This is a genomic window from Streptomyces sp. AMJ-169 (assembly GCF_055597585.1).
In genome coordinates, this window is record NZ_JBVLTJ010000001.1 from 398380 (window position 1) to 424717 (window position 26338).

Here is a 26338-nt window from a genome sequence, read left to right on the forward strand (position 1 = left end):
GGCGTTCAGTTCCGTACCAGCAGCCCGCGCGAGCGCAGCACCCGTCGCTCCAGCGGGCTGAAGATGAGCAGGTCGATCGCGATGCCGACGAACAGGATGAGGAGGATCGCCTCGAACACCATGGCCATGGAGTTGGCGTTGCGGCCGAACTCCAGCAGCGCGCCGAGGCCGAGGCCGAGGTCGGGCGAGCTGGCGATGATCTCGGCGGCCATCAGGGAGCGCCAGGAGAACGCCCAGCCCTGCTTGAGGCCGGCGAGATAGCCGGGCAGCGCGGCCGGCATGACGATGTGCCAGGCGCCCTTGAGACCGGTCGCGCCCATCGTGCGGCCCGCCCGCAGGAACAGCGGGGGGACCTGGTCGATGCCGGAGACGAGGCCGTTGGCGATCGAGGGGACCGCGCCGAGCAGGATCACCGCGTACATCATCGAGTTGTTCAGGCCGAGCCAGATCACGGCCGGCGGCACCCACGCGACCGACGGCAGCGACTGGAGCCCGGAGAGGATCGGGCCGATCGCGGCGCGCACGAACTTCACCCGCGCCACCACCAGCCCCAGCGGCGTACCGATGGCGAGCGCCAGCAGGAAGCCGAGCAGGCCGCGCGACACGCTGGTCCAGACGTACCCCAGCAACTCCCCTTGCAGCCAGGCGTCCTTGAACTCGCCGGCCACGGCGGACGGGGAGGGCAGCCGGACCGGGTCGTCGACGATCTTCAGGGTGATCAGGGCCTGCCAGACCACCAGGACGACGACGATCGCGGTGACCGGCGGCAGCACCTTGGTGCGCAGGGTCGTCGTCCACGGGACCCGGCTGGTGACCGTGGTCTCCAGCGCGTCGAGACCGGCCTCGACACCCCCTGCGCGGGGCTTCGTCTCACTGCTGGCCATGGCGGCTGATCTCCCCACGCAGTACTTCGGTGATCTCCAGGGACAGCTCCGCCACCGGCGCGTCCTCGATGCGGCGCGGCTGCGGGATGCCGACGCTCCACTCCCGGGCCACCCGGCCCGGCCGCGACGACAGCAGCACCACGCGCTGCGCGAGCCGCACCGCCTCGCGCACGTTGTGCGTGACGAACAGCACCGACAGGCCCGTCTCGGCCCAGATCCGGGTCAGTTCGTCGTGCAGCACGTCCCGGGTGATGGCGTCCAGCGCCGCGAACGGCTCGTCCATCAGCAGGAGTTGGCTGTCCTGGGCCAACGCCCTTGCCAGCGCCACGCGTTGGCGCATACCGCCGGACAGCTCGTGCACCCGCTTGCCGTACGCGCCCTCCAGCCGGACCAGGGCCAGCAGCTCCTCGGTGCGCGGGCGCCGTTCGGGCTTGGGAACTCCCCTGAGTTTCAGGGCGAGTTCGATGTTCTTGCCGGCCGTGAGCCAGGGGAACAGGGCGTGTTCCTGGAACATCAGGGCCGGGCGGCCGTCGGTCGTGATGCGGCCCGACGTCGGCTCGTCGAGCCCGGCGACCAGGTTGAGCAGCGTCGACTTCCCGCAGCCCGACGCCCCCAGGAGGGTGACGAACTCGCCCGGCGCCACGTCCAACGTGATGTCGTCCAGGACGAGTTGCTGCCGTCCGGCGGGGCCGGCGAAGGACTTCGAGACGTGCTCGATACGGGCGGCGTGCCGTACGGACTCGGCGCCGTCGGCCGCTCGGGCGAGGGCAGTGGCCATGATCGTCACCTCCTGGGGGAGAACGGTTACTTGACGCCGAGGCCGGCGTCGGAGACCGGGCTCTGCCCCTCGGCCTTGAGGACCTTGTTCAGGATCGACAGGTCGTAGATGCCGTCCAGCTTCGGCTTCTGCAACAGGCCCGCCTTGACCGCGTGCTCCGCCTCGGTGTCGAGGGTGGCGGCCAGCGGGTCGTCGATGAACTGGATGGACGCCCACGCCGGGTCGAGGACCGCGGCCGGCAGCGCCTTGCCGGAGTCCACCGCGAGCTGCTGGTTGGCCGCCGCCTTCGCCTCGGCCGGGTTGGCGTCGATCCACTTGTTGGCCTCGACCGACGCCTTCAGGACCGCCTCGACGGCCTTCGGGTGCTCCTTGAGGAAGTCCTGGCGCACGATGATGTTCGTGATCACGAACTTCTTGTCCGGCCACAGCGACGCCTCGTCCAGCAGCACCTTCGCGCCCTCGGCGACCAGCTTCGACGCCGTCGGCTCAGGCACCCAGGCCCCGTCGATGGAACCGGACTTGTAGGCGTCCGGCGTCACCTTGTTGTCCGTGCGGACGACCGACACATCGCCCTTGCCGCTCTTCGCGTCGACCTTCCAGCCCTGCTCGGAGATCCAGTTGAGGAACGCCACGTCCTGCGTGTTGCCGGCCTGCGGGGTCGCGATCTTCTTGCCCTTGACGTCCGCCAGGGTCTTGATCTTCGCCGGGTTCACCACCAGCTTCACCCCGCCCGACGCCGAACCCCCGATGATCCGCAGGTTCGAACCGCCCGACGCCGTATAGCCGTTGATCGCCGGGGACGGGCCGATCCAGCCGATGTCGATCGACTTCGCGTTCAGCGCCTCGATCTCCGAGGGGCCCGCGTTGAAGATCTGGTACGCGGCCTTGGTCGCGCCCAGCTCCTTCTGGAAGAAGCCCTTCTGGACCCCCACCAGCGCGGTCCCGTGGGTCAGGTTGCCGAAGTAGCCGATCTTCACGGAGTCGAGTCCGTCGACCTTCTGGGCGCCGGCGGCGACCTTCTGTTCCGAGGAGGTGTCCGTCGACTTCGACCCGTAGCCGCAGGCGGCCAGCGTCAGCAGGGGCAGGGCGGCGGCTATGGCGAGGCCGCGGCGCAGCAAGGGGGAGGCAGGCACGGGAGGGGTTCCTCTCGATGGCCCGGCGGTCACGGCCCTGAGCAGGCCGCGGCCGGGGGTTCGGCAACGGGTTTTCGTCGATGACGGGACGTCCGGCGGGGGGACAGGGCGCGCGAGCGGTGCGCGTACGTCAGCGCGCACATCGGGCCACCCCGCCCTGCCCGCTGCCGAGGGCGCCGCTGCCGACCCGGCCGCCCTCCTTCGCGAACGTCGAGTAGAAATCCACCTGAGTCATCGTCAGAAGTCCCAACCGTCGTCCCCGGCCGCGTCCTTGACGGGCTCGGGGGAGGCGAAGGACTCACCGACCATGCCCGCGGTCAGCGTCGTGCCGTCGGCGGGGTCGATGAGGATGAAGGAGCCGGTGCGCCGCGAGTCCGCGTACGCGTCCACCGGCAGCGGCTCGGCCGTGCGGATCTTCACCCGGCCGATGTCGTTCGCCGCGAGCTGCCCCGGGTGCGGGTGCAGCGACAGGTCGTCCAGCGTCAGCCGCGACGGGATGTCCTTGACGACCGCCTTCACCGTCCGCGTCCCGTGCTTGATCAGCACCCGGTGGCCCACCGACAGCGGCTGGTCGGCGACATGGCACACGGTCGCCTCCACGTCCTGCGTCGTCGCCGGCGCGTCCTGGCTGGGCACGATCAGATCGCCGCGCGAGACGTCGATGTCGTCGGCCAGCAGCACGGTCACCGACTGCGTCGTCCACGCCACGTCCACCGGCACGCCCAGCAGGTCGATCCCGGCGATCGTCGAGGTGCGCCCCGACGGCAGCACGGTCACCGGCTCGCCGACCCGGAACGAACCGGCGGCGATCTGCCCGGCGTACCCCCGGTAGTCGGGGTGCTCGGCGGTCTGCGGACGGATCACGTACTGCACCGGCAGCCGCGCGTGGCAGTGCGCCAGGTCGTGGGAGACGGGGACGGTCTCGAGGTGTTCCAGGACGGTCGGGCCGCCGTACCAGTCCATGTGCGCCGACGGTTCCACGACGTTGTCGCCGGCCAGGGCCGAGATCGGGATCGCGGTGACGGCGGGGACGCCGAGTTCGGTCGCGTACGCCGTGAACTCCTCGGCTATCCGCGCGAACACGGGCTCGCGGTAGTCGACGAGGTCCATCTTGTTCACGGCGAGGACGACGTGCGGGACGCGCAGCAGGGCCGCGATGGCGGCGTGCCGGCGGGTCTGCTCGACGACGCCGTTGCGGGCGTCGACGAGGATCACCGTCAGCTCGGCGGTGGAGGCGCCGGTGACCATGTTGCGGGTGTACTGCACATGGCCCGGGGTGTCGGCGAGGATGAACCGGCGTTTGGGGGTGGCGAAGTAGCGGTAGGCGACGTCGATCGTGATGCCCTGCTCGCGCTCGGCGCGCAGGCCGTCCGTCAACAGGGCGAGATCGGGGGCGTCTTGGCCCCGGCTCTCGGACACCCTTGCCACGGCTTCGAGTTGGTCGGTGAGGACCGACTTGGAGTCGTGCAGGAGGCGCCCGACGAGCGTGGACTTGCCGTCGTCGACGGAACCGGCCGTCGCGAACCGCAGCAGCGTCGTCTCGGTGAGTGTCGTGCTCATCTCTAGAAGTACCCCTCGCGCTTGCGGTCCTCCATCGCGGCCTCGGACATCTTGTCGTCGGCGCGGGTGGCACCCCGTTCCGTCAGCCGGGACGCGGCGATCTCCGTGATCACCTGCTCCAGCGTCACCGCCTCGGAGTCGACGGCGCCCGTGCAGGACATGTCCCCGACCGTGCGGTAGCGCACCAGCCGCTTCTCGACGGTCTCCGACTCCTTCGGCCCGCCCCACTCCCCGGCCGTCAGCCACATCCCGGAGCGCGCGAACACCTCACGCTCGTGCGCGAAGTAGATCTCCGGCAGCTCGATGCCCTCCCGGGCGATGTACTGCCAGACGTCCAGCTCGGTCCAGTTGCTCAGCGGGAACACGCGTACGTGCTCACCCGGCGCGTGCCGGCCGTTGTACAGGTTCCACAACTCGGGCCGCTGCCTGCGCGGGTCCCACTGCGAGAACTCGTCGCGCAGCGAGAACACCCGCTCCTTCGCCCGCGCCTTCTCCTCGTCCCGGCGCCCGCCGCCGAAGACCGCGTCGAACTTCTCCGCCTGGATCCTCTCGGTCAGCGGCAGCGTCTGGAGCGGGTTGCGGGTGCCGTCGGGGCGTTCGCGCAGCACTCCCCGGTCGATGTAGTCCTGCACGGACGCGACATGCAGCCGCAGCCCGTGCTTCTCGACCGTCCGGTCGCGGTACTCGATGACCTCGGGGAAGTTGTGCCCGGTGTCCACATGCAGCAGCGTGAACGGCACGGCCGCCGGCGCGAACGCCTTCAGCGCGAGGTGCAGCATGACGATGGAGTCCTTGCCGCCGGAGAAGAGGATCACCGGCTTCTCGAACTCCCCCGCCACCTCACGGAAGATGTGCACCGCCTCCGACTCCAGCGCGTCCAGGTGCGACAGCGCGTACGGGCTGCCGGTGCCCTCCGCGACCTCGGCGATGGCCGTCATACCAGTCCCCTTTCGCTGAGCAGGGCGTACACGGACGCGGCGGACTCCGGGACGCTCTGGTGCTGCGACTCGATCCGCAGATCCGGCGCCTCGGGCGTCTCGTACGGGTCGTCGACACCGGTCAGACCGCTCAGCTCACCGGCCGCCTGCTTGGCGTACAGGCCCTTCACGTCACGCACCGAGCACACGTCGACCGGAGTCGCCACGTGCACCTCCACGTACGTGGTCCCGCCCGCCTGGTGGCGCTTGCGGACGGCGTCCCGGCTGTCCGCGTACGGCGCGATCACCGGGACCAGCGCCAGCACGCCGTTGCGGGCGAGGAGTTCGGCGAGGAAGCCGATGCGCCGCACGTTGGTGTGCCGGTCCTCGCGGCTGAAGCCGAGGCCCGCGGAGATGAACTCCCGGATCTCGTCGCCGTCGAGCACCTCGACGAGGTGGCCCTCCGCCCGCAGCCGGCCCGCCAGCTCGTACGCGATGGTGGTCTTGCCGGCACTCGGCAGACCCGTGAGCCAGACGGTGGCTCCGGTCGTCACGTCGGTCTCCTGATTCGTCTGATGCGGCGTCATCCGTGCAGCCCGCACTCGGTCTTGGCGCGGCCCGCCCAGCGGCCGGCGCGCGCGTCCTCGCCCGCCAGGACCCGGCGGGTGCAGGGGGCGCAGCCGACGGAGGCGTAGCCGTCCATCAGCAACGGGTTGGTGAGGACGCCGTGTTCGACGACGTACGCGTCCACGTCGTCCTGCGTCCAGCGGGCGATGGGGGAGATCTTCACCTTGCGGCGCCTGTCGTCCCAGCCCACCACCGGGGTGTCCGCCCGGGTCGGCGACTCGTCGCGGCGCAGGCCCGTCGCCCACGCCTGATACTTCGTCAGACCGGCTTCCAGCGGCTGGACTTTGCGCAGCTTGCAGCACAAGTCGGGGTCCCGGTCGTGCAGTTGGGGGCCGAACTCGGCGTCCTGCTCGGCCACCGTCTGACGGGGCGTCAAAGTGATGACGTTGACGTCCATCACCGCCTCCACCGCGTCCCGGGTGCCGATCGTCTCGGGGAAGTGGTAGCCGGTGTCGAGGAACACCACGTCCACGCCCTTGCGGACGCGGGAGGCGAGGTGGGCGACCACGGCGTCCTCCATGGAGGAGGTCACGCAGAAGCCCTTGCCGAACGTGTCCACCGCCCACCGGAGGATCTCCAGCGCGGAGGCGTCCTCCAGGTCACGGCCCGCCTGCTCGGCGAGCCGCCGCAACTCCTCGTCGGTGCGCGGTTCCTGAGCCGTCGTCATATCCGGTCCCCTCCGTCGTCGGCCCGCTTCAGCCCCCGGGCGAGCAGCCCGCGGAACTTCAGCTGGAATGCGCGATTGCAGGCCGCGCATTCCCAAGTGCCGTGACCTTCCTCGCCGGGACGCAGGTCCTCGTCACCGCAGTAGGGGCAGTAGAAAGGCGCGGCACGCTCACTCACGACAGCGCCTCCTCCGAAGCCCGCCCCGCCCACGTCGCGAACCGCTCCCCGTCCTCCCGCTCGTCCTGGTAGCGCCGCAGCACCCGCTCGACGTAGTCGGGGAGTTCGTCGGAGGTGACCTTCAGCCCGCGCACCTTGCGGCCGAAGCCGGCCGTCAGGCCCAGCGCCCCGCCGAGGTGCACCTGGAATCCCTCGACCTGCTCGCCCGCCTCGTTCAGCACCAGCTGGCCCTTGAGACCGATGTCCGCGACCTGGATACGGGCGCAGGCGTTGGGGCAGCCGTTGAGGTTGATGGTGACCGGCTCGTCGAACTCCGGGAGCCTGCGCTCCAGTTCGTCGATCAGCGCGGAGCCGCGCGCCTTCGTCTCGACGATCGCGAGCTTGCAGTACTCGATGCCGGTGCACGCCATCGTGCCGCGCCGGAACGGGGACGGCTCGGCGGTCAGGTCGAGCGCGGCCAACGCGGCGACCAGCGAGGCGACTTGGGCCTCCTCGATGTCCAGGACGACCATCTTCTGCTCGACGGTGGTCCGTACCCGCCCCGAGCCGTGCGCCTCGGCGAGGTCGGCGATCTTCGCGAGCGTGGCGCCGTCCACGCGGCCGACGCGCGGGGCGAAACCGACGTAGAACAGGCCGTCCTTCTGCCGGTGCACCCCGACGTGGTCGCGCCAGCGCTGTACGGGCTCGGCGGGCGCGGGGCCGTCGACGAGAGGCCGCTTCAGGTACTCGTCCTCAAGGATCTGCCGGAACTTCTCCGCGCCCCAGTCGGCGACCAGGAACTTCAGCCGGGCCCGGGTGCGCAGCCGGCGGTAGCCGTAGTCGCGGAAGATGCCGATCACGCCGGCCCAGACGTCCGGGACCTCCTCCAGCGGCACCCACGCGCCGAGCCGGACGCCGATCTTGGGGTTCGTGGAGAGGCCGCCGCCGACCCACAGGTCGAAGCCGGGGCCGTGCTCGGGGTGCTCGACGCCGACGAACGCGATGTCGTTGATCTCGTGCACCACGTCGAGCAGCGGCGATCCGGAGACCGCGGACTTGAACTTGCGCGGCAGGTTCGAGAACTCCTTGTTCCCGATGTAGCGGCGCTGGATCTCGTCGATCGCCCAGGTGCCGTCGATGATCTCGTCCTCGGCGATGCCCGCGACGGGCGAGCCGATCACGACCCGGGGGCAGTCGCCGCACGCCTCGGTGGTCGACAGGCCGACCGCCTCCAGGCGGTTCCAGATCTCGGGGACGTCCTCGATGCGGATCCAGTGCAGCTGGATGTTCTGCCGGTCGGTGATGTCGGCGCTGCCGCGCGCGAACTCCTGCGAGATCTCGCCGATCACCCGCAGCTGCTGGGTGCTGAGCCGGCCGCCGTCGACGCGGACGCGCAGCATGAAGTACTTGTCGTCCAGCTCCTCCGGCTCCAGGACGGCCGTCTTGCCGCCGTCGATCCCGGGCTTGCGCTGGGTGTACAGGCCCCACCAGCGCATCCGGCCGCGCAGGTCGTTGGGGTCGATCGAGTCGAAGCCGCGTTTGGAGTAGATCGTCTCGATACGTGTCCGTACGTTGAGACCGTCGTCGTCCTTCTTGAACTGCTCGTTCCCGTTGAGCGGGGTGTGGTGGCCCATCGCCCACTGACCCTCGCCGCGGTGACGGCTCACCTTGCGACGGGGCGCGGCAGGGTTTTGCGGAGGAGTCGTGGCCATGGTGAATAACGTCCTTCAAGACAGAAATCAGGAGGGGCCGGCGCGTAGCGGCGTCGTTGAGGGGCGGTGGTCGGGTGGCGGGCGGGAGGCTCTGACCTCGCGCGTAGCAGCGCATATAAGGAGGGCGCGCCGAAGGGCGGGCGGGAAGTCGGCGGAGGCTGCGGCTCGTCAGCTCGCCGGACAGATGGCGCTGGACATGCGGCAGAGATCGACGTGCCGCCGACTCACCAGGGCAACTCCAGTTCCGGACATGATGAAAGCGTGGCACGGCGTTCTGGACACAGTCCAGCTTCATCCGTCATGCGGACACTCGTGTCTCGCTTCATGAGACAGGGGTGTCGTCGGTCACATGTCCGGCACGGGGCTTGTCCGTGCAGGTCAGGCCGGAACGTCAGGCCGGATGGGCCCCCGGCCAGGGCCCGCCGGCGGCCCCCACCGGCTGCTCCTCGACCTTGGTGTCGAAGAGCTTGAAACCCCGGCGCAGATAGTTGTCCATCGCGTGCTCCCCGTCCAGGCTGCACGTGTGCAGCCACACCCGCCCGGTCGGCTTCACCCCCGGCCACCGCCCCGCCAGATCCCAGGCCCGCGCCACGCCGTACGACAGCAGGTGCCCGCCGATCCGCCGCCCCCGGAACGCCGGCAGCAGCCCGAAGTAGACGATCTCGACGACGCCGCCGTCCTGTGCCTCCAGCTCCAGGTACCCGGCCGGGGTGCCGCGGTCGTACGCGACCCACGTCTCCACGCCCGGCCGCTCCAGATGCGCGCGCCAGCGGTCGTACGGCCAGCCCAGCCGGTCGGTCCAGCGGATGTCGCCGCCGACCGACGCGTACAGGAACCGGCTCAGCTCCGGCGAGGGCACCTCGGCGCGCACCACCCGCACGTCGCCCTCCGGGGCGGCGGCCGGCAGCAGGTCGGTGGGCGAGGTCTGCTCCAGGGACCAGGTGGTCACGGGGATGTTGCTCATGGCGGCCAGGGAATCATCCGGGCGGGGGATCTGTCGATCAGGGGGTGCCGGCAGCGGGCCCCCGCCTGCCGGCAGCGGCCCCCCACCTCATCGCGCGAGGCCCGCTTTCAGGAGGCCGGCGCCCGCCTCGTCACGCCCGCCCGCCTCACCACGCCCGCTTCGCCCCCCGGTCCACCTCCGCCAGCGGCAGCGAGAACAGCACCTGGCCCGACTGGGACCAGACCTCGCCGGTCGCCGACCAGTACGACAGCGACCGGGCGTCCGCGCTCCAGCAGTGGTGGCTGTCGGAGTCCTCGCAGCGGGACGCGGAGGTGCCGTCGGGGTCCTGGCGCCAGAGGGTGCCGTGGGTGTCGTCGGGGCCCGCGGGCTGGGTGAGGTACCAGGCGCCGTCGCGGGAGAGGACGCCGCTCAGTCCGGAGACGCCGGTGCGGTAGGCCTCGGTCGCGGCGACCCGGCCGGCGGTGTCGGCGGCGAGCAGACCGGTGCGGCCGGGCAGCGAGCTGTACGCGTACCGCCACAGCCGCGCCGAACCGCCGTGCAGCCGCCATTCACCGGCGACGAGGCTGTCCGGGGCGGTGCTGCGGTCCAGGGAGATGGCGGCGGGGCGCGGCGAACCGGCGCCCAGCACGTAGGAGCCGACGGCCGGCAGCACGAACCGGGCGCCGTGCGCCGACCAGCCGCTCGCCACCTTGCCGACCGCGTCACCGTCGACGCCGGCCCGCTGGATGCGGTTCAGATCGAAGACGTAGAGCCCGGCCCGGTCCCCGGAACCGGCCGTGACCAGGAGTTTGTCGTGGTACCAGACCATGCCGGTGAGCCGCGAGGAGAGGCCGCGGAAGTCGTTGCCGCCGTCGACGGGGACGGCCAGCAGGACCCAGCTGTACGTCATCCGCTCCGGGTTGTTCGCGTCGACGAACGCGACCCGGGCGAGCCCGCCGTCGTCCGCCGCGCTCCCCGCGCGCGACCAGCCGGACAGCAGGACCTTGTTGGTGCCCCAGATGCCGTCCTCGTCCGCCTCGCCGGAGCCGGTCACGGCGCCGGGGCGCCAGCCGCGGGTGTCGTCGGTGTCCCAGCAGTAGGAGGCCGTCGCGGCGGGCTCGGCCGGGAGCTGCGCGCGCTCGGCCGCCGTGCAGGACGGGCCGTCGCGCAGGGCGCGGTCGCCGCTCGCGAGGACGTCGCTCACTCCGACCGGGCGGCCCATCCCGGCGGCGAGCCGGTTCAGCGTGGCGGCGGGCACGAGCTCCTCCCGCATCCGCAGCGCGGTCGTGACCTCCTGCTGCCGCAGCCCCCCGGGTACGTCGGTGACGGTCGCCTGCGAGGCGCTGACGATGGTGGCGGTGGCGGTGAGGGCGAGAGCGGTACCGGCGAGGAACCCGCGCAGCGCTCTTCCCCGCCTGCGTCGGCGATGACGGCCACGATGCTGCATAACGTCCTCCCGGAGCCGGGCCAACTGCGCCTGTTGGTCCGTACGTTGACCGAGGAGCAGGTGGGGTGACCCGAAGGGGATGCTACGTCAGCGAGGCCGACTTGGGGATGAAGACCCCGCAGCTGAGCGGAAGATGCTCCATCGGAGGCGCAGCAAAAGGGACTTGACGGACTTTTAGGTCACCCTCGACTCCCCGCCCCTTCAAGCCTCCCGGGCCCCCGCCACAGCCGGCGCCACCGAATGCGGCAACAACTCCCGAGGCTCCCGCGGCAGCTGGACGACGACCTCGACGCCCTCCCTGAAGCGGTAGGGCCGGTGCTCCAGGAACCCGCCCAGATACCGCCGTATCCGCGACAGTTCGGCCCGTACGGTCACCGTGCGGCCGGGGTCGCCGAAGACGTCACCGGCGAGCGCGGCGGCGCCCCGGCCGGCCGGGTGCACGGCGAGGAGGTACAGCAACTCCGCGTGCCGCGGGCTCAGTTCGTGCGACCAGGTGCCCGCGTCCGTGCACACGGTCACCGACCAGCGGCGCGGCCGGGCCAGATCCAGCGTGACCCGCGCCGGACCGTCCGCGCAGTCCGCCGCCCCGTCCTCCGGCGCCCGCACCAGCCACCCCCCGGCCAGCGGCTCCAGCACGCACACCCCCAGCGCCGGCAGCCAACTGCTGCCCGCCGAGGCCGACTTGGGCAGCCCGATCCGCTCCTGGTACGGCATCCCGGTGACCGCCGCCGTCCAGCCGTCCCGGTCCACGACCGCCGCCCGCCCGCCGATCCGGGCCAGCACCGGCGCCGCCACCGCGCGCAGCCGCTCCAGCGAACGCGTGTGCGCCTCCCGCAGCCCCGCCTCCGCGAGCTTCGCCACCGACCCCACCCAGGCCGGCGTCGCCGGGTGCAGCGTCTCCACCGGCCCGCTGATGTCGACGACCCCGAGCAGCCGCCCGGTGCGCGGATCGCTGATCGGCGCGCCCGCGCAGGCCAGCGGCGTCAGCGAGCGCACGAAGTGCTCGGCGGCCGACACCTGCACGGGCCGGCGCAGCACGGCCGCCGTCCCCACCCCGTTGGTGCCCGCCACCTTCTCCCGCAGATCGGTCCCGACCCCGAGCCCGAGCCCGTCCACCTTGCGCAGCACCGGCGCCGAGCCCTCCTGCCACAGCACCCGGCCCTCCGCGTCGGCGACGACCATGACGTACCGGGCGGTGTCGGCGACGGTCAGCAGCCCCGTCCGCAGCACCGGCAGCACCTCGCGCAGCGGCGACAGCGCCCGCCGCCGCCGTACCTCGTCCTCGGCCAGCACATCGGCGGACAGGGCGCGTTCGGGGTTGACACCGTCGCGCCTGGCCCGCTGCCAGGACTGCTCGATCACCGCGCGCGGCGCCGCGCCGCCGGGCCGGCCGGCGCGCGTCTCGTTCAGCGGCGGGTTCGCCACGGGGTGCCTCCGGAGGACGACATGAGGAGAAGGAAGAAATGCGGACCGCCGGATGTCAAGCCCCGCCGCAGCGCGGACCCACCCCGTTGCAACCCTCTGCAACCCTGGTGAACACCCCTGCGTTGGTTGAAACTTGAGCCACGCCGCAGCGAAACGGCCTGACCGGCCGCACAGGGCCGCAGGCCGCGGGGGTGGTGCCGTGTCGGCGCGGCATCACCCCCGTGAAAGCGGTTTCTACGATGATGGCACCGGCCGCGCCCGCGTCACCACCGAGCCCAGGTCCAACGTGTGCGGAAGCGTCCCGAACCCGCCGCCCGCCTCCCCGCCCAGCCGCCCCGCACAGAACGCGTCCGCGACCACCTCCGGCGCGAACCGCACCAGCAGCGCCCCCTGGAGCACCAGCGCGAACCGCTCCGCGATCCGCCGCGCCCGCGCCTGCACGCCCCCCAGATCCGCCAGCTCCGTCAGCAGCCCCTTGATCGCCGCGTCCAGCCGGTGATCCACCCCCCGCGCCGCCCCCACCTCCCTCAAGTAGGCGTCCAGCGCCGCCGGATCACTCCGCAGCACCCGTACGACCTCCAGCGCCGCCGCGTTCCCCCCGCCCGCCAGCACCCCGTACAGCGGCGCCGCCCGCACCAGCCGGGGCAGCCCCGACTCCTCGACGTACCCGTTCCCGCCCAGACACCCCGCCGCCTCGGCCACTGCCGCCGGACACCGCGTGGTCACCCGGTACGAGGCCGCCGGCACCGCGATCCGCAGCAGCGCCCGCTCCCGCTCGCCCCCGTCGTCGTACGCCGCCGCCAGCCGCAGCGCGAGCGCCGTCGCCGCCTCCGACTCCAGGGCCAGGTCCGCCAGTACGTTGCGCATCAGCGGCTGGTCGAGCAGCTTTCTCCCGGCCACCGACCGGTACGCGCAGTGATGCACCGCCTGCGCCACCGCCTGCCGCAGCAGCCCCGCCGAGACCGTCACCCCGTCCAGCCGCGCCGCCGCCAGCGTCCCCGCCACCGTGTCCGCCCCGCGCCCCTCGGCGCCGACCCGCACCGCCCACGTCCCGTCGAACTCCACCTCCGCCGTGGCGCCCGAGCGGTCGCCCTGCTTGTCCTTGAGGCGCTGGAGCAGGAAGGGGTTGCGGGAGCCGTCGGGCAGGACGCGGGGGACGAGGAGGCAGGTCAGGCCGTCGGGGGCCTGGGCGAGGGTCAGGAAGGCGTCGGACATCGGGGCGGAGCAGAACCATTTGTGGCCGGTGAGGGTGTAAGTGCCGTGCTGGGGGAGGGGGTCGGCGGTGGTGGTGAGGGCGGGGAGGTCGGTGCCGGCTTGTTTTTCGGTGAAGGCGGTGCCGAGGAGGGCGCCCGGCTTGTGCGGTTGCAACTCCCGTTCGTAGACGGTGGAGGTGAGCCTCGGCTCCCACGCGGCGGCGAGCGCCGGGTCCGTGCGCAGGGCGGGGACGGCCGCGTGGGTCGTCGACACCGGGGCGCAGGAGCCGGCGTCGGCCTGCGCCCACACCAGCAGCCCCGCCGCCCGCCGCACATGCCCGCCGTCCGGCCGCGCCCAGGCCGCCGTCAGCCCGGCGCCGACCGCCTTGCCGAGCAGGCGGTGCCAGGCCGGGTGGAAGACGACCTCGTCGACACGGGTGCCGTACCGGTCAAATGTGCGGAGCACCGGCGGATGGCCGTCCGCCTGCGCTGCCCACTCCCGCACCTGCGCCGATCCGGCGGCCCGGCCCAGCTCGGAGAGTTCGGCGTGCGCGCGTTCGCGGACCGCCGGGGGGAGCTGCCGGGTGACGGCTTCCGTGAGGGCCTGGTCGGTGGCGTACACGTCGTGGCCGGTGAGGGGCGGGGGCTGGTTGGTGACGGTGTGGGTGGTGCCTGGCATGGGGCGAAACTTATCCCTTCGGGGGCGCCGGGAGGTGTTGTGCGGTGTCTCTCCGGGCGGGGCGGGGACGTCGTACCGGAGGGTCGGTCGCGTTTCGCGGGGCTGCCGGGGATGAGCGCAGCCGCTGTCGGCGGATACCTTTAGGGCGTGCAGCCAGCAAGTCAGTCCCCCGAACAGCCCGGGAGCCCGTCGGGGCGTCTCCACCGGGCGCGTGTCCTCTACCGCAACGTCTCCAAGCGCAGGACCGCCTGGCTGCTCCTGAAAGACACCGTCAACTCCTGCGTCGAGTACCGCATTCTGGGCCTCGCCGCCGAAGCGGCCTTCTTCTCGCTGCTGTCCGTGCCGCCGCTGCTGCTCAGCCTCATCGGCCTGCTCGGCTACGTCGACGACTGGACCGGCACCGACACCATCACCAGCCTGGAGACCAACATCCTCGACGCGGCCCGCACGGTGCTGTCGGAGAAGGGTGTCCAGCAGATCGCCCAGCCGATCCTCGACGACGTCATGAAGGGCGGCCGGCCCGACGTCATCTCCATCGGCTTCCTGTTCGCCCTGTGGTCGGGCTCGCGCGCGGTCAACGTCTTCATCGACACCATCACCGTCATGTACGGACTCGACGGGGTGCGCGGCATCGTCAAGACGCGGCTGGTCGCGTTCGCGCTGTTCATCGCGGCGCTGCTGATCGGGTCGGTGGCGCTGCCGCTGATGGTGGCCGGCCCCGACGCGGTCGTCCGCGTCGTCCCCTGGTCGGCGACGCTGGTGCAGGTCCTGTACTGGCCGGTGGTGACCCTCCTGTCGATCGCCTTCCTCACCACCCTGTACCACGTGTCAGTGCCCGTCCGCTCCCCGTGGATCGAGGACGTCCCCGGCGCGCTGGTCGCTCTCGGCATGTGGGTCCTGGGCAGCTTCCTGCTGCGGATCTACCTCCAGCACACCATCGAGGGCGCCACCATCTACGGCTCCCTCGCCGCCGCCGTCGCCGTCCTGCTGTGGATCGGGGTCGCGGCCTTCGCGGTGCTGGTCGGCGCGGCCGTCAACGCCGCGATCGACCGCGTCTGGCCGGCCGCCGCCACCGCCGCCGCCCGCGCGGCGAACGAGCGGTTGCGGCGGGAGGAGGCGGCGGAGTATGTGGCGCGGACGGGGGAGGTGGGGCGGGGGGACGATGATCCTGACGATCCGGATATGCCGTCGGAGTTTCCTGAGCGGTGGTCGAGGTTTTTGCCGCCGGAGGATGTGGGGGGGAGGTTGCGGGGGCAGGGGAAGGGGGGTGGTTCGGGGCCGGGTTCTGGTTCGGGGTCGGGGTCGGGCTCTGGGTTTGGCTCGGGGGAGGGGCCGGGGGCCGGGTCTTCTGGGGGGTCGACCGGGGGTTCGACGTCGTCGGCGTTTTGGGGGACGGGGTCGGCGGGGGATCGGTGAGGTGGGGGGCGGTGTTTTTTAGGGGCGGGGCTGTAGCTGATGTGCTGCACCCGGACGACGGCCCGCCGCGTCCCCTTCGTCGGCGCGCGCGTAAGCGGGGGCTCGCCTTTAGGGGCGCGGGGCTGTAGCTGATGTGCGGCTGCCGCCGCGTGGGCGCGACCAGCCACGACGGCGCCGCACCCGGACGACGACACATCGCAGCCTCCGGCAAACCCGCTTAGCCTGACCCCGTGTACAAGGAACGCCCCTCCCGTCTGCCCGGCGCCTGGGTGTGGACGAGCACCCCGTCCGCGCCGGGTGCCGGCGGCGTCGGGAGTTCCGAGCTGGTCCTGCCCGACGGCTGTATGGACCTCCTCTGGAACGAGGGCCGCCTGTTGGTGGCCGGCCCCGACACCCACGCGTACACCCCCACCGGCCCACCCACCCCCTGGACCGGCATCCGCCTGTACCCCGGCACCGCCCCCGCCCTCCTGGGCGTACCGGCACACGAACTACGAGACCGCAGAGTCGAGTTGGCGGACCTGTGGCCGGCGTCGGAGGTGCGGCGGCTGAGCGCACGCATCGCCGCCGCCCCGAACCCGGCAGCAGCCCTGGAGAACTTGGCCCTGGACCGGGCCCCCACTCCCGACCCCCTGCTCCTGCACCTGGTCACCGCCCTGAACGAGGGCCGCCCGGTATCCCACACGGCCGACGAACTAGGCCTGGGCGCCCGCCAGTTGCACCGCCGCTCCCTGAACGCCTTCGGATACGGCCCCAAAACACTGTCCCGCATCCTGCGACTGCAACGAGCACTGCGGCTGCTGCGCGAGTCGACCCCTCTGGCGACGGCGGCGTCGGAGACGGGTTACGCGGACCAGGCTCATCTCTCCAGAGAGGTAAGGGAGTTGACGGGCTCGACACCGACAGAGCTGCTGCCTCGGCGGGCGTAGAACAGCCCGCTATTCCCCCAACCCCGCGAACAGATCGACCCCGTTCCCATCAGGATCGTGCACCACCGCATACCGCTGCCCCCAGAACGCGTCCCACGGCTTCAGCTCCCCATGACACCCGGCCCCCACCAACTCCTCGTACACGGCATCGACTTCAGCGGCCGTCTCACAACGCAGAGCGATCGAGACCCGCCCACCCCGCTCCGGCGCACTCCAGCCGGGGAAAAAGCCCCGCACACACTCCTCGGTGTCCAACATCAACCGCAGCCCGCCCGGCAACAGGGCTTCGGCATGCGGCTCTTCCTCGACACCCGGAGAAAACCCGAACCCGAGACGGCGATAAAAAGCGACAGCGGCCCGCATGTCACGAACGACCAGGCCGACGGCGTCGAATTGTGGAGTCATGGGGGGAGCGTAGGGAGGGAAAGGGGCGGAGGTCTTGAAGAAAACGGACAGGCGTCGCTGGGCGGGGGAACGGACACGGGGCACCGGGACAGGGCGTCTGAAACCGCTGCGGGACTTCGCCGCCGCCGTGGCAGGGTGACCGGATGCGCTCCGGACGGCTCGACCTCCTCCGCCGGCAGTCTGATCTGACCTGGTCCCTCTTCTCGTACCACCTGGACCGCCTCAAGCCGGACGACTTCCTCTGGGAACCCGCGGCCCGCTGCTGGACCCTCCATCCGGGCGGCGCCGGCGGCTGGAGACCCGACTGGGCGGAGACGGAACCCGATCCGGTGCCCGTCCCCACGATCGGCTGGCTGAGCCGGCATCTCGGCTGGTGGCTAGGGACCGCCACCGACCACCTCCTGGGCCACTCGCCCCGCGACCGCGTCGACGTCCGCTGGCCGGGCCCGGGTGAGGCGGCGGTCGAATGGCTACAGGGGCTGTACGAAGAGTGGACGCGGGCCACAACTTCCCTTACGGAGACTGACCTTGACCGACCCGCGTCCTACCCCTGGCCGGACGGCCCCGACCACACCGTCGCCCACCTCATCGCCTGGGCCAACGCCGAACTCATGAAGAACGTCGCCGAGATCGTCCAACTCCGGCTCATCCGCGCCACTTGACGAAGTCTCAGGAAAAAGTCACCGGCCCATTAGGCGTATCCAACGTGAACGAAAACCCCAACGCCCCCTCGCTGAGGCTGAGTTCGGTGTCCAGGGCGGAGAGGAGCGGCCGGACCGACTCCGGATGCGGGACCGTCGCCGAGAAGGACAGCAGGGGGGTGACCGGTAGACCCGGGGTGGTCGTGGGATGCGGTGAGGTGCCCCAGTCGATGAGGAAGGGGACCAGGCCGGAGCGCTCGGGGGAGCCGTCCGTCAGCTGCCAGGAGAGGAGGGTGCCGTCGGGATGGCGACGGCTCATGAGGCGTACGTCGCCGGGATCGTACCCACGCTCCCGCGCGGAACCGACCGCAGCGTCCAGATCGGCGGCCCCGATCGCCCAGGTCAACGTACGCGCGCCGGCCAGCCGGTCCACCCCGCACGGCCGAGCGCCCAGCGGCTCGGACTGCTCCGGATCCGGCCCAAGAATCTCCAGATAGGCACCCCCGCCCAGCCCGACCAGATAATTACGCGTACCAAGCCCGACATGCACCCCACCCGCCACCGGCGAAATCCCGGTAAGACGGGCGAACTCAGCGACGGTACAACCGAGTTGAGGCGTACCAAAAACAATGTGATCAAGCCGCGAGGGAATGAGATTCATCGCCCCAGAGCGTACGCCCCACCCACCCGACGCCACCGCCCTAACGCAACACCACCCCCACACACGCAACACCCCCGGACGAAACCGGTCACGGAAACCCGCCGCGACCCGAACCGCCCCCCGCCCTGCCCGCCCGGTACGCCTGCACACCGAACCTCCGCCCGCCCACATGCCCATACTCGCCCGCCAGCCCGCCAGCCCGCCAGCCCGCCAGCCCGCCAGCCCGCCAGCCCGCCAGCCCGCCAGCCCGCTCCTCGGCCGCCTGCCGCCCGCCCTCAGTGACCTGCGCAGCCTGACCGCCTCCCCCAGCCGCTGCCGCCGCATGCTCGACCTCGGCGCAGACCCAGTCGCTTGCCGCCCGCCCGCTCACCCCCTCCCCGCACCCCGCACCCCCTCCAGCCCAGCCCCCCACCTCACCCCACCTCCCCCAACACCTCCCCCACAACCCTCCTCCCCAACTCCGCCATAGCCGGATTGCTCGCCCGGTAATAATCGATCCCGCTCACGAACGTCAGCGCCCACCCCCGCCCCCGCGCCCAAGTCGCCTCGTCGGTGAAGCCCGCCGCCTCCCGGAACACCCCCCGCGTCCCGGCGCTCAGCAAGGTCCACGCCGGGACGGCGTCGCAGGCCGGATCCCCGACCCCCGCCGTGCCGAAGTCGATGACGGCCCGCAGCCCCCCACCGGCGACAAGAACGTTGCCCGGGATGAGATCGCCGTGTGCCCACACCGGCGCCCCCTCCCACTCGGGCAGCGCCAGCGCCTCCTCCCAGGCGGCCAGCGCGGCGGGCGCGTCGATGTCGGCGGCGGCCAGGGAGATCCACTCCCGCATGGCGACGTCCCGCGTCCGCAGCGGCACCCCCCGGTGACCGACGGGCGCCCCGGCCGGATCCACCGCCCGCAGCGCCGCCACGAACTCCCCCAACTCCCGTGCGAACCGGCGCCCTTCGGCCCCGGAAGGATGCGCCCCCGCGATCCACCGGCACACCGCCCACGGATACGGATACCCCAGCGCCGGCGCCCCCACGGCCACCGGCTCCGGCACCGCCGCCGGCAGCAGCGGCGCCAGCCTCGGCAGCCAGTCCGCCTCGAACCCGACCTGCCCGGCGGCGGACTCCAGCAGCGGCAGCCGTACGGCCAGCTCCCCGCCCAGCCGGAAGATCGCGTTCTCGGTCCCGGCCGACCGCACCCGTGTCAGCGGCAGCCCCGCCCACTGAGGGAAACCGGTCCCGCAGCAGCCGTCGTACCAGCGCCGCGTCGACCGGGAACTCGTTCTCGTGCATCGTCACCGTCGGACCGTAATCCGCCAGGGCAGGACACGGCACCCGAATTGCCGCGCCCCGCGCAACAACCGGTTACCGCGAAAGTTTCGCCACCCCCCGATCCCGCCGGAAACCCGCATAAGCTCGCCCCCATGGCCCCACGTCTCCTCGTCTACACCCGCACCACCGGCTTCCGGCACGACTCCATCCCGCACTCCGCCGCCGCCCTGCGCACCCTCATGGACGACTGGACGGTCGACCACACCGAGGACCCGGCCGCCCTGGAAACCCCGCCCGGCAGATACGCGGCGATCCTCTTCCTCTCCACCAGCGGTGAAGTCCTGACCCCCAAGGGGCGTGAACTCCTCACCGAACACGTCGAGTCGGGCGGCGCCTTCATCGGGGTGCACGCGGCGGCCACCACCGAGTACGACTGGCCCTACTACGGCGACCTCCTCGGCGCCCGCTTCGCCAGACACCCCGACTTCCAGCCGGGCAAGGCAGTTGTGGAGGACCCGGACCACCCGGCGACCCAACACCTCCCGGCCGTCTGGGACTTCACAGACGAGTGGTACGACTTCCGCACCAACCCCCGAGGATCGGTACGGGTGTTGCTGCGCGCCGACGAGTCGTCGTACGCCGGCGGCGGCATGGGCGAGGACCACCCGCTGGCCTGGACCCGGCAACAGGGCGAGGGCCGCGTCTTCTACACGGCCCTCGGACACGCGGCGGAAGCCTTCGACGACCCCGCCTTCCGCGCCCACCTGCGCGGCGGCATCACCTGGGCCGCACAAGCGAACTGACGCTCAGTCAGCTAAAAAGCCCCCCGAACCAGTCAGACCCTCGCCCGCACCCTCGGCACCCCCGTACTCGCCCGCCGCACCAACCGCGTCGACAACTCCGTACGCGTCCCCTCCGGCTGCTCCCCGTCCATCATCCGCACCAGCAGCCGCAGCGCCGTCGCCGCCATCTCGCCGAGCGGCTGGCGTACGGTCGTCAGGCCGGGGCTGGCCCAGCGGGACTCGGGGAGGTCGTCGAAGCCGACCACGCTGATATCGCCGGGGACGCTCAACTCCCGCTGCGCCAGGGCCTCGTAGACACCCAGCGCCATCCGGTCGGAGCAGACGAACACCGCCGTCGGCGGCTCGGGGAGGTCGAGGAGTTCGGTCATCCGCTGCCGCGCCACGGCCTCCTCGAAGGCGCCGTAGCGCAGATACTCCGGACGCACCGGCAGCCCCGCCGCCGTGAGCGCGGAACGGTAGCCCGCGACGCGGGCGTTGCTGCACAACTTCCGCCGCCTGCCTGCGATCACGGCGATCCGCTCATGCCCCAGCGACAGCAGATGCTCGGTCGCCGTCACCCCGCCCTGCCAGTTCGCCGCGCCCACCGACACCACCCCGGGCGGCGGCTCATGGACGGGGTCGATCATGACGAACGGGATGCGGTGCTGCTCCAGCCACGCGTACTGAGAGTCCGTCAACTCGGCCAGATTGAACAGGACTCCGGCCGAACCGCGGACGGTGAGCTTGTCCAGCCAGCCCCGCTGCGGACGGTCGCCCCGGGCCCGGCCGAGGCCCGCCGAGACGACGACGTCCAAGCCTGCCTCGTGCGCCGCCGCCTCCACCCCGTGCAGCACCGCCCCCGACCAGGAGCTGTCCAGCGAGTGCACCACCAGGTCGACCAGCCGGGGCGGCTTCGAGGCGTCGAAGCGCGGCCGGCGCACATACCCCAGCCGCTCCAGCGCCTCGGTGACCCGCCGCCGGGTCTCGGGGGCCACGTCCTCGCGGCCGTTGACGACCTTGGAGGCGGTCGGCACCGACACCCCCGCCTCGCGCGCCACCACCGCCAGCGTCGGCCCGGCCGGCACGCCCGGACTGCCCGTACGGACCATCGGCTCTTCCCACCTCTCTCCGGCCCGCCATTGGACCGGCGAAAGCTCGACCAGCGCTGTTTCGGGCCGTTTTCGTACGCCACACCCGAACAGAAAGCGCTTGCTATCCTAAAGCCGCCGCAGCGTGCCGTGAAGACACCGGTCACAGCGGTTTCAGCGGCACCCGGAGCTTTCGAAACCCCGAACGGTCCCTACGGCCGCCGCCCGCACGTCAGCCGGAAGTCCCGGAAATCCGCCGTGAACGCCGCGTCCACCAGGTCCCGGGCGTGGATCCCGGCCAGGGTCCCGGTGAAGCGGAGCCGGCCGCCATGATCGTCGGAGAGCTTGCCCACGTCCAGAGCCGGGCCGAGGTACGTCCGTGCCGATTCCCGCAGGTACCAGAACCGCGCCTGCGTCCCGGCGACCGTCACCCCCAGCGTGATCGGCTCCTGTGCGTCGACGTCCACGGTCGCCATGGCGCGCGTCCCCTCGTCGTCGCGCTCGACCAGGCTCAGCACGGTCCGGCCGGCGCCGGTCCACTGCTGGCCGCGCTGTCCCTCGCCCGGCGGCTCGGCCCACGTCAGGTCGAGGCTGACGTACGCCGTCGCGTCGTAGCGCAGCAGGAGGCCGGCCGCCTGGGTGAACGTCGTCGGGCGGGCGGCCACCGTGACCTCCGCCTCGGCGTGGTGTTCCGTGAGGCGCTGCGCCAACAGGCTCTGGGACCAGCGGGATTCGGGGCCCTGGCGGCCTCGGAGTCTGATCCAGCCGGGGCGGGATTCTGTGTCCGCCCAGGAGGGGGAGGGGGGTTCGCGGAGGGTGCTCCAGGGCCAGGAGAGGGGGTTTTGTGCCGGTCGGGGGTCTGTTTCGAGTAGGGGAGTCGGGCTCGGTACCGCCACCTTCTCCGCCGGGTGCCAGCCGCCCTCGCGCAGTCTCGGCCAGCCCTCCTCGTCCCAAGTCAGCGCCTGGATCGCCGTCTCGCGGCCCAGGGTGCAGCGCGGGCCGTGCGGGGTGGGCAGCGGGCGGGCCGTCAGGTGGCTCAAGTACCAGTCGCCGCCCGGGGTTTGTACGAACTCCGCGTGTCCCGCCTTCTGGAGGGGGAGCGCGGGGTCGTCGCGGGAGGTCAGCAGCGGGCGGTCCGACAGCTCGTACGGGCCGGTGAGTTCGCGGCTGCGGGCGGTCAGGACGCCGTGCTCGAAACCGGTGCCGCCCTCCGCGAGGACCAGGTGGTACCAGCCGCCGTGCCGGACCAACTTCGGTCCCTCGACGAGGCGTTCGTGCTGGAGGAGGAGGCGGGGCGCGGCAACTGGCTTGAGGGTGACGGGACTCAGCTCCGTCAGGACTATCCCCGCGAAGCGGTTCCCGTCCGGGCGGGGGTCGTTCTGGAGGTTCAGCAGCCACAGGCGGCCGTCCTCGTGGAACAGCGCCGGGTCGAAACCGTGGCTGGGCACGCGGTGCGGTTCCGACCAGGGGCCGGTGATCTGTGGGGCGGTGGTGACGTACGTGTCCAGGTCGAAGTACGGGGTGCCCACCGAGCGTACGACCGCGTAGACCACCCAGAAGCGTTCCCCGTCCCAGCTCAGTGACGGGGCCCAGATGCCGCCCGAATCGGGTACGCCCGCAAGGGAGTTGCCCGGGGCGGCGGTGGTCACGTGGCCCGCGTACTCCCAGTGCGCCAGGTCCCGGGAGCGGTGGATCGGGATCGTCGGGAACCATTCGAAGGAACTGGTCGCCAGGTAGTACCAGTCGCCGGCGCGGATCAGGGAGGGGTCGGGGGCGAAGCCTCGGATCACCGGGTTGTGGGCGGTCAACTCCACTTCGGGAGCGGCCGGTTCGCGCGCCGCCAACTCCTCGGCGCCAGAGGGCAGTTCCTCGGCACCCAACTCCTTTGCGGCACGCCTCACTTGAGCGCCCCCAGCGTCACACCCGACCGCCAGTACCGCCGCATCGCCACCATCATGATCGCCATCGGGACGATCGACAGCAGCGCCCCCGTCAGGACCAGGCTCGTCAGGTCGACGCCCGACTCCAGCCGTTTTCCTGACCAGTTGTAGAGGCCGATGTTGAGCGTCCAGTTGTTCTCGCCGCGCAGCACGGTCAGCGGGAGGAAGAAGGAGTTCCAGGTGTTGACGAAGGCGAGGAGGAAGACGGTCGCGCCGCCCGTCGTCATCATGCGCAGCACGATGCTGAAGAAGATGCGCAGCTCCCCGGCGCCGTCGAGGCGGGCCGCCTCCAGGAGTTCGAAGGGGACCGTCGACTCGGTGTACACCTTGGCGAGATAGACGCTGAACGGGTTGATCAGGCAGGGGATCAGCATCGCCCAGGGGGTGTCGACCAGGCCGATCTCGGAGAACAGCAGGTACAGCGGGAGCGTCAGCAGCGCGATCGGGATCAGGAAGGAGCCGACGACGCAGGCGAACACCAGGCCGCGGCCCGGGAATTCGAAGCGGGCGAGGCCGTAGCCGGTCGCGAGGGCGACGAGGGTGCCGCCGAGCGAGCCGACGCCCGCGTACAGCAGGGAGTTGGCGGTCCAGCGCAGGAAGATGCCGCCGTCGTAGGTGAACAGCTGATGCAGGTTGTCCCACAGGTGCCAGCCGGAGAACCAGAGGCCGCTCGACTGGTAGAGGCCCGTGCGGTCCTTCGTCGCGGCGACCAGCAGCCACCACACCGGGAACAGGCTGTAGACGCTCGCGAGGACGAGGCCGGTCAGCAGGAAGCGCTGGCCACCGCGCGAACGCGCCCTCGGATCAGGCCTGTTGAGGCGGACCGCCGGTTTCGGGGCGCGGTCTTCGGTCAGGGTCATCAGTCGGCCTCCCTCGATGTCAGCCGGTAGAAGACGAAGGAGGCGAGGCCCAGGAGCAGCGCGAGGAGCACCGAAAGGGCCGCGGCGTAGTGGTAGTTGCCGGCGTTGAACGCCTGGTTGTAGATCACCATGATCGGGGTGAAGCTGTCGTCCACCGTCTGCGGGGTGACGTTCCTGAACAGCGCGGGCTCGTTGAAGATCTGGAGCATCTGGATGATGGACAGCAGCCCGGTCAGCACCAACGCCCCCCGGACGTACGGCACTTTGACGCTGCGGGCGATCCGCAGCTCCGAGGCGCCGTCCAGCCGGGCCGCCTCGAACAGCTCGCGGGGGACCGCTTGCAGCGCCGAGTAGATGATGACCATGTTGTAGCCGATGCCGTGCCAGGTCAGCAGGTTGCCGATGGACGGCCACACCATGGCCGGCGCGAAGAAGTTCCAGTGCAGCCCGAGCGCGTCGCCGAGCGAGGTCAGCGGGCCGACCTCGGGGCTGTAGAGGTTGATCCACACGATCGCCGCGACCACGCCGGGGATCATGTACGGCACCAGCAGCAGGATGCGGAAGCGGCTCGCGGCGCGCGAAGCGAGCGCGTCCAGGAGCAGTGCGAGGACCAGGCTGACCAGCAGCATCAGCGGGATCTGCACGCACGCGAACAGCACGACCCGCAGCACCGAGTCCAGGAACGCCGGATCGGTCAGCCCCTGGCGGTAGTTGGCGAGTCCGGCGAACTCCTCCGTCGAACCGCCGAGGCCGAGCCCCGACTGCCGCTGTCTGTACAGGGATTGGTAGACGGCGTACCCGATGGGCAGCACGTAGAGGAAGACGAAGCCGAGCTGGAAGGGCACCGTGAAGGCGGCGCCCTTCCAGCGCTGGGAGCGGATCATCGGTGCCTCAGCCCTTCACGCTGATGCCGCGCGACTTCAGGTCGTTCACGGTCCACTGCTGCATGTGCGCCAGCAGGTCGGTGACCTTCTGCTCCTTGCTGACGACCTTCGCCCAGCCCGCCTGGAGCTCGGTGAACATGGCCGTCCAGTCCGGGCCGAAGGTCCAGTCGGTGGTGACCGTGCCCAGGCTGTCCGTCACGACCTTCTTGGCCGGCTCGTAGTTCGCCCCCAGCAGCTTCTGCGAAATCGCCTCCGCCGCATAGGAGTTGCTGTCGGCGAGGGCCGGCATCACGCCGTTGCCGGTCTCCGGGCTCGCCATCGTCTTCACCGCGCCCGCGTCCGTCGACATCCACAACGCGGCCTCGGCGGCCTGCTGTTGGTGCTTGCAGCCCCTGGTGACGAGGGTGACGCTGCCGGTGAGGTTGGTGCCCGCCGGGGTCTTGGCGGCCTCGCCGGTGAACGTCGGCCAGGGCGAAAGGGCCCATTTCCCGAAGGACTTGGTGAAGTTCTGCACCATCCCGGCCATCTGCCAGGTGGAGATCTGCCGGGTGGCGGTGCCGCCGTTGTCGTAGTTGCGCTGCACGGCCGCGTAATCGGCGAACGACAGCGTCGAGTTGAGGTCGTCGTCGATGATCGCCTGGATCACCTTCGCCGCCTTCAGCGTGCCCGCGTCCTGGAAGTCGACCTTCCAGGAGTCGCCGTCGATGGCGTACCAGTGCGCGCCCGCCTGCATCGCCAGCACCTCCAGCGTGCTGGGGTCCTCACCGGCGTAGTTGGTGATCTTCACGCCGTGCTTCTTCAGCTCCTTGCCGGCGGCGACGAAGTCGTCCCAGGTCGCGGGCGCCTCGATGCCGTACTTCGCGAAGAGGTCGGCGCGCAGGATCGTGAAGTTGGGCGCCGAACTCGTGGGCACGCCATAGAACTTGCCCTGCACCTGCGCGCTCGCCCAGGAACCGGCGTTGAACTTGCCCCGGCTCGCCTTCACGTACCGCGTGATGTCGGCGAGGGCGCCCTGCGACACCCACGTCGTGACGTACTCCGCCGTGTTCTGCACCAGACAGGGCGCGTTGCCCGCCTTCACCGCGTTCGTCAGCTGCTTCTGCATCGTCAGCTGGTCGGTGACCTTCGTGTACTTCAACTGCACGTCTTTATGGGCGGAGTTGAACGCCTTGACGACCGACTCCTGGCCGTTGGCCCAGCCCCAGTAGGGCAGCGTGACCGGGCCGGACGCCGAGGAGCTGTCGTCCCCGGAGCCGCCGCAGGCGGTGAGCAGACCAGTCAGGGCGAGTCCCGCCACGGCGGTACGGGCGAACCTTCTCCGGGGGCTGATGGCATTCATCTGACCGTGATCC

The 26338-nt window shown here is 71.3% G+C and carries 25 protein-coding genes and 1 pseudogene; 4 read left to right on the forward strand and 22 right to left on the reverse strand.

All coding sequences use genetic code 11. From position 1 onward, the window contains the following. Positions 1-5: 5 nt before the first annotated feature. The 14 genes and pseudogenes from ACYUD3_RS01630 to ACYUD3_RS01695 all read right to left on the reverse strand — a co-directional run bounded on the left by ACYUD3_RS01630 (position 6) and on the right by ACYUD3_RS01695 (position 14120). Entirely contained in the window at positions 6-884 is an 879-nt protein-coding gene (locus ACYUD3_RS01630) for an ABC transporter permease (protein WP_470962266.1), read from the reverse strand. Further along, positions 871-1662 (reverse strand): ABC transporter ATP-binding protein, encoded by a 792-nt coding sequence (locus ACYUD3_RS01635; protein WP_470962269.1) that lies wholly within the window; start codon positions 1660-1662, stop codon positions 871-873. The genes ACYUD3_RS01630 and ACYUD3_RS01635 overlap by 14 nt, the downstream gene beginning before the upstream one ends. A 26-nt stretch (positions 1663-1688) precedes the next feature. Continuing rightward, on the reverse strand, positions 1689-2795 hold the full coding sequence (locus ACYUD3_RS01640) for an aliphatic sulfonate ABC transporter substrate-binding protein (protein WP_470962272.1): 1107 nt from the start codon (positions 2793-2795) through the stop codon (positions 1689-1691). Positions 2796-3032: 237 nt separating this feature from the next. Continuing rightward, on the reverse strand, positions 3033-4355 hold the full coding sequence (locus tag ACYUD3_RS01645; RefSeq protein WP_470962275.1) for a sulfate adenylyltransferase subunit 1: 1323 nt from the start codon (positions 4353-4355) through the stop codon (positions 3033-3035). Positions 4356-4357: 2 nt separating this feature from the next. After that, entirely contained in the window at positions 4358-5293 is a 936-nt protein-coding gene (gene cysD, locus ACYUD3_RS01650) for a sulfate adenylyltransferase subunit CysD (protein ID WP_470962278.1), read from the reverse strand. After that, positions 5290-5826 carry an adenylyl-sulfate kinase gene (cysC, locus tag ACYUD3_RS01655; protein WP_470962281.1) on the reverse strand — a complete coding sequence of 179 codons (537 nt, stop codon included), beginning with the start codon at positions 5824-5826 and terminating at the stop codon, positions 5290-5292. The genes cysD and cysC overlap by 4 nt, the downstream gene beginning before the upstream one ends. A 29-nt stretch (positions 5827-5855) precedes the next feature. Continuing rightward, entirely contained in the window at positions 5856-6566 is a 711-nt protein-coding gene (locus ACYUD3_RS01660; RefSeq protein WP_470962284.1) for a phosphoadenylyl-sulfate reductase, read from the reverse strand. Beyond that, on the reverse strand, positions 6563-6742 hold the full coding sequence (locus ACYUD3_RS01665; RefSeq protein ID WP_470962287.1) for a hypothetical protein: 180 nt from the start codon (positions 6740-6742) through the stop codon (positions 6563-6565). The genes ACYUD3_RS01660 and ACYUD3_RS01665 overlap by 4 nt, the downstream gene beginning before the upstream one ends. Beyond that, positions 6739-8433: a nitrite/sulfite reductase gene (locus ACYUD3_RS01670; protein WP_470962290.1), complete on the reverse strand. Its 1695-nt coding sequence runs from the start codon at positions 8431-8433 to the stop codon at positions 6739-6741. Before ACYUD3_RS01670 ends, ACYUD3_RS01665 begins: the two co-directional genes overlap by 4 nt. A gap of 168 nt (positions 8434-8601) precedes the next feature. Next, positions 8602-8673: pseudogene (locus ACYUD3_RS01675) on the reverse strand (putative leader peptide); the annotation flags it as partial. A 151-nt stretch (positions 8674-8824) separates the two neighbouring features. Next, positions 8825-9397, reverse strand: coding sequence for a GNAT family N-acetyltransferase (locus ACYUD3_RS01680; protein WP_470962293.1), 573 nt, complete (start codon positions 9395-9397; stop codon positions 8825-8827). Positions 9398-9542: 145 nt separating this feature from the next. Continuing rightward, positions 9543-10823 carry a hypothetical protein gene (locus ACYUD3_RS01685; RefSeq protein WP_470962296.1) on the reverse strand — a complete coding sequence of 427 codons (1281 nt, stop codon included), beginning with the start codon at positions 10821-10823 and terminating at the stop codon, positions 9543-9545. Between the two features lie 201 nt (positions 10824-11024). Beyond that, positions 11025-12248, reverse strand: coding sequence for a GAF domain-containing protein (locus ACYUD3_RS01690; RefSeq protein ID WP_470962299.1), 1224 nt, complete (start codon positions 12246-12248; stop codon positions 11025-11027). 234 nt (positions 12249-12482) lie between these two features. Next, the gene (locus ACYUD3_RS01695) at positions 12483-14120 is read right to left on the reverse strand and encodes an acyl-CoA dehydrogenase family protein (RefSeq protein ID WP_470962302.1); all 1638 of its coding nucleotides are present in this window, start codon (positions 14118-14120) and stop codon (positions 12483-12485) included. Between the two features lie 147 nt (positions 14121-14267). On the opposite strand from ACYUD3_RS01695, the gene ACYUD3_RS01700 reads away from it, so the two are divergent. Then, a complete protein-coding gene (locus ACYUD3_RS01700; protein ID WP_470962305.1) occupies positions 14268-15536 on the forward strand; it encodes a YihY/virulence factor BrkB family protein in 1269 nt (422 codons plus the stop codon). A 230-nt stretch (positions 15537-15766) separates the two neighbouring features. Next, a complete protein-coding gene (locus ACYUD3_RS01705) occupies positions 15767-16465 on the forward strand; it encodes a helix-turn-helix domain-containing protein (RefSeq protein WP_470962308.1) in 699 nt (232 codons plus the stop codon). A 9-nt stretch (positions 16466-16474) separates the two neighbouring features. Here the strand turns inward: ACYUD3_RS01705 and ACYUD3_RS01710 are convergent, their stop codons facing one another. Then, positions 16475-16870 (reverse strand): VOC family protein, encoded by a 396-nt coding sequence (locus ACYUD3_RS01710; protein ID WP_470962311.1) that lies wholly within the window; start codon positions 16868-16870, stop codon positions 16475-16477. 143 nt (positions 16871-17013) lie between these two features. Between ACYUD3_RS01710 and ACYUD3_RS01715 the strand changes: the two genes are divergently transcribed. After that, positions 17014-17532, forward strand: a complete 519-nt coding sequence (locus tag ACYUD3_RS01715; RefSeq protein WP_470962314.1) for a DinB family protein — start codon at positions 17014-17016, stop codon at positions 17530-17532. A 7-nt stretch (positions 17533-17539) separates the two neighbouring features. On the opposite strand, the gene ACYUD3_RS01720 is transcribed toward ACYUD3_RS01715, so the two are convergent. Then, positions 17540-18172 (reverse strand): VOC family protein, encoded by a 633-nt coding sequence (locus tag ACYUD3_RS01720; protein ID WP_470962317.1) that lies wholly within the window; start codon positions 18170-18172, stop codon positions 17540-17542. Positions 18173-18585: 413 nt separating this feature from the next. After that, positions 18586-19359: an aminoglycoside phosphotransferase family protein gene (locus ACYUD3_RS01725; RefSeq protein WP_470962320.1), complete on the reverse strand. Its 774-nt coding sequence runs from the start codon at positions 19357-19359 to the stop codon at positions 18586-18588. 225 nt (positions 19360-19584) lie between these two features. On the opposite strand from ACYUD3_RS01725, the gene ACYUD3_RS01730 reads away from it, so the two are divergent. Next, positions 19585-20235 (forward strand): ThuA domain-containing protein, encoded by a 651-nt coding sequence (locus ACYUD3_RS01730; protein WP_470962322.1) that lies wholly within the window; start codon positions 19585-19587, stop codon positions 20233-20235. A 32-nt stretch (positions 20236-20267) separates the two neighbouring features. On the opposite strand, the gene ACYUD3_RS01735 is transcribed toward ACYUD3_RS01730, so the two are convergent. From ACYUD3_RS01735 to ACYUD3_RS01755, 5 genes are all read right to left on the reverse strand, one after another. Continuing rightward, a complete protein-coding gene (locus ACYUD3_RS01735; protein ID WP_470962324.1) occupies positions 20268-21323 on the reverse strand; it encodes a LacI family DNA-binding transcriptional regulator in 1056 nt (351 codons plus the stop codon). Positions 21324-21514: 191 nt separating this feature from the next. Continuing rightward, positions 21515-23116 (reverse strand): glycoside hydrolase family 43 protein, encoded by a 1602-nt coding sequence (locus tag ACYUD3_RS01740; RefSeq protein ID WP_470963881.1) that lies wholly within the window; start codon positions 23114-23116, stop codon positions 21515-21517. 83 nt (positions 23117-23199) lie between these two features. Further along, a complete protein-coding gene (locus ACYUD3_RS01745; RefSeq protein WP_470962326.1) occupies positions 23200-24102 on the reverse strand; it encodes a carbohydrate ABC transporter permease in 903 nt (300 codons plus the stop codon). Beyond that, positions 24102-24986, reverse strand: a complete 885-nt coding sequence (locus tag ACYUD3_RS01750; RefSeq protein WP_470962328.1) for a carbohydrate ABC transporter permease — start codon at positions 24984-24986, stop codon at positions 24102-24104. Before ACYUD3_RS01750 ends, ACYUD3_RS01745 begins: the two co-directional genes overlap by 1 nt. A 7-nt stretch (positions 24987-24993) precedes the next feature. Continuing rightward, positions 24994-26325, reverse strand: a complete 1332-nt coding sequence (locus ACYUD3_RS01755; RefSeq protein ID WP_470962330.1) for an ABC transporter substrate-binding protein — start codon at positions 26323-26325, stop codon at positions 24994-24996. Between the last annotated feature and the right edge of the window lie 13 nt (positions 26326-26338).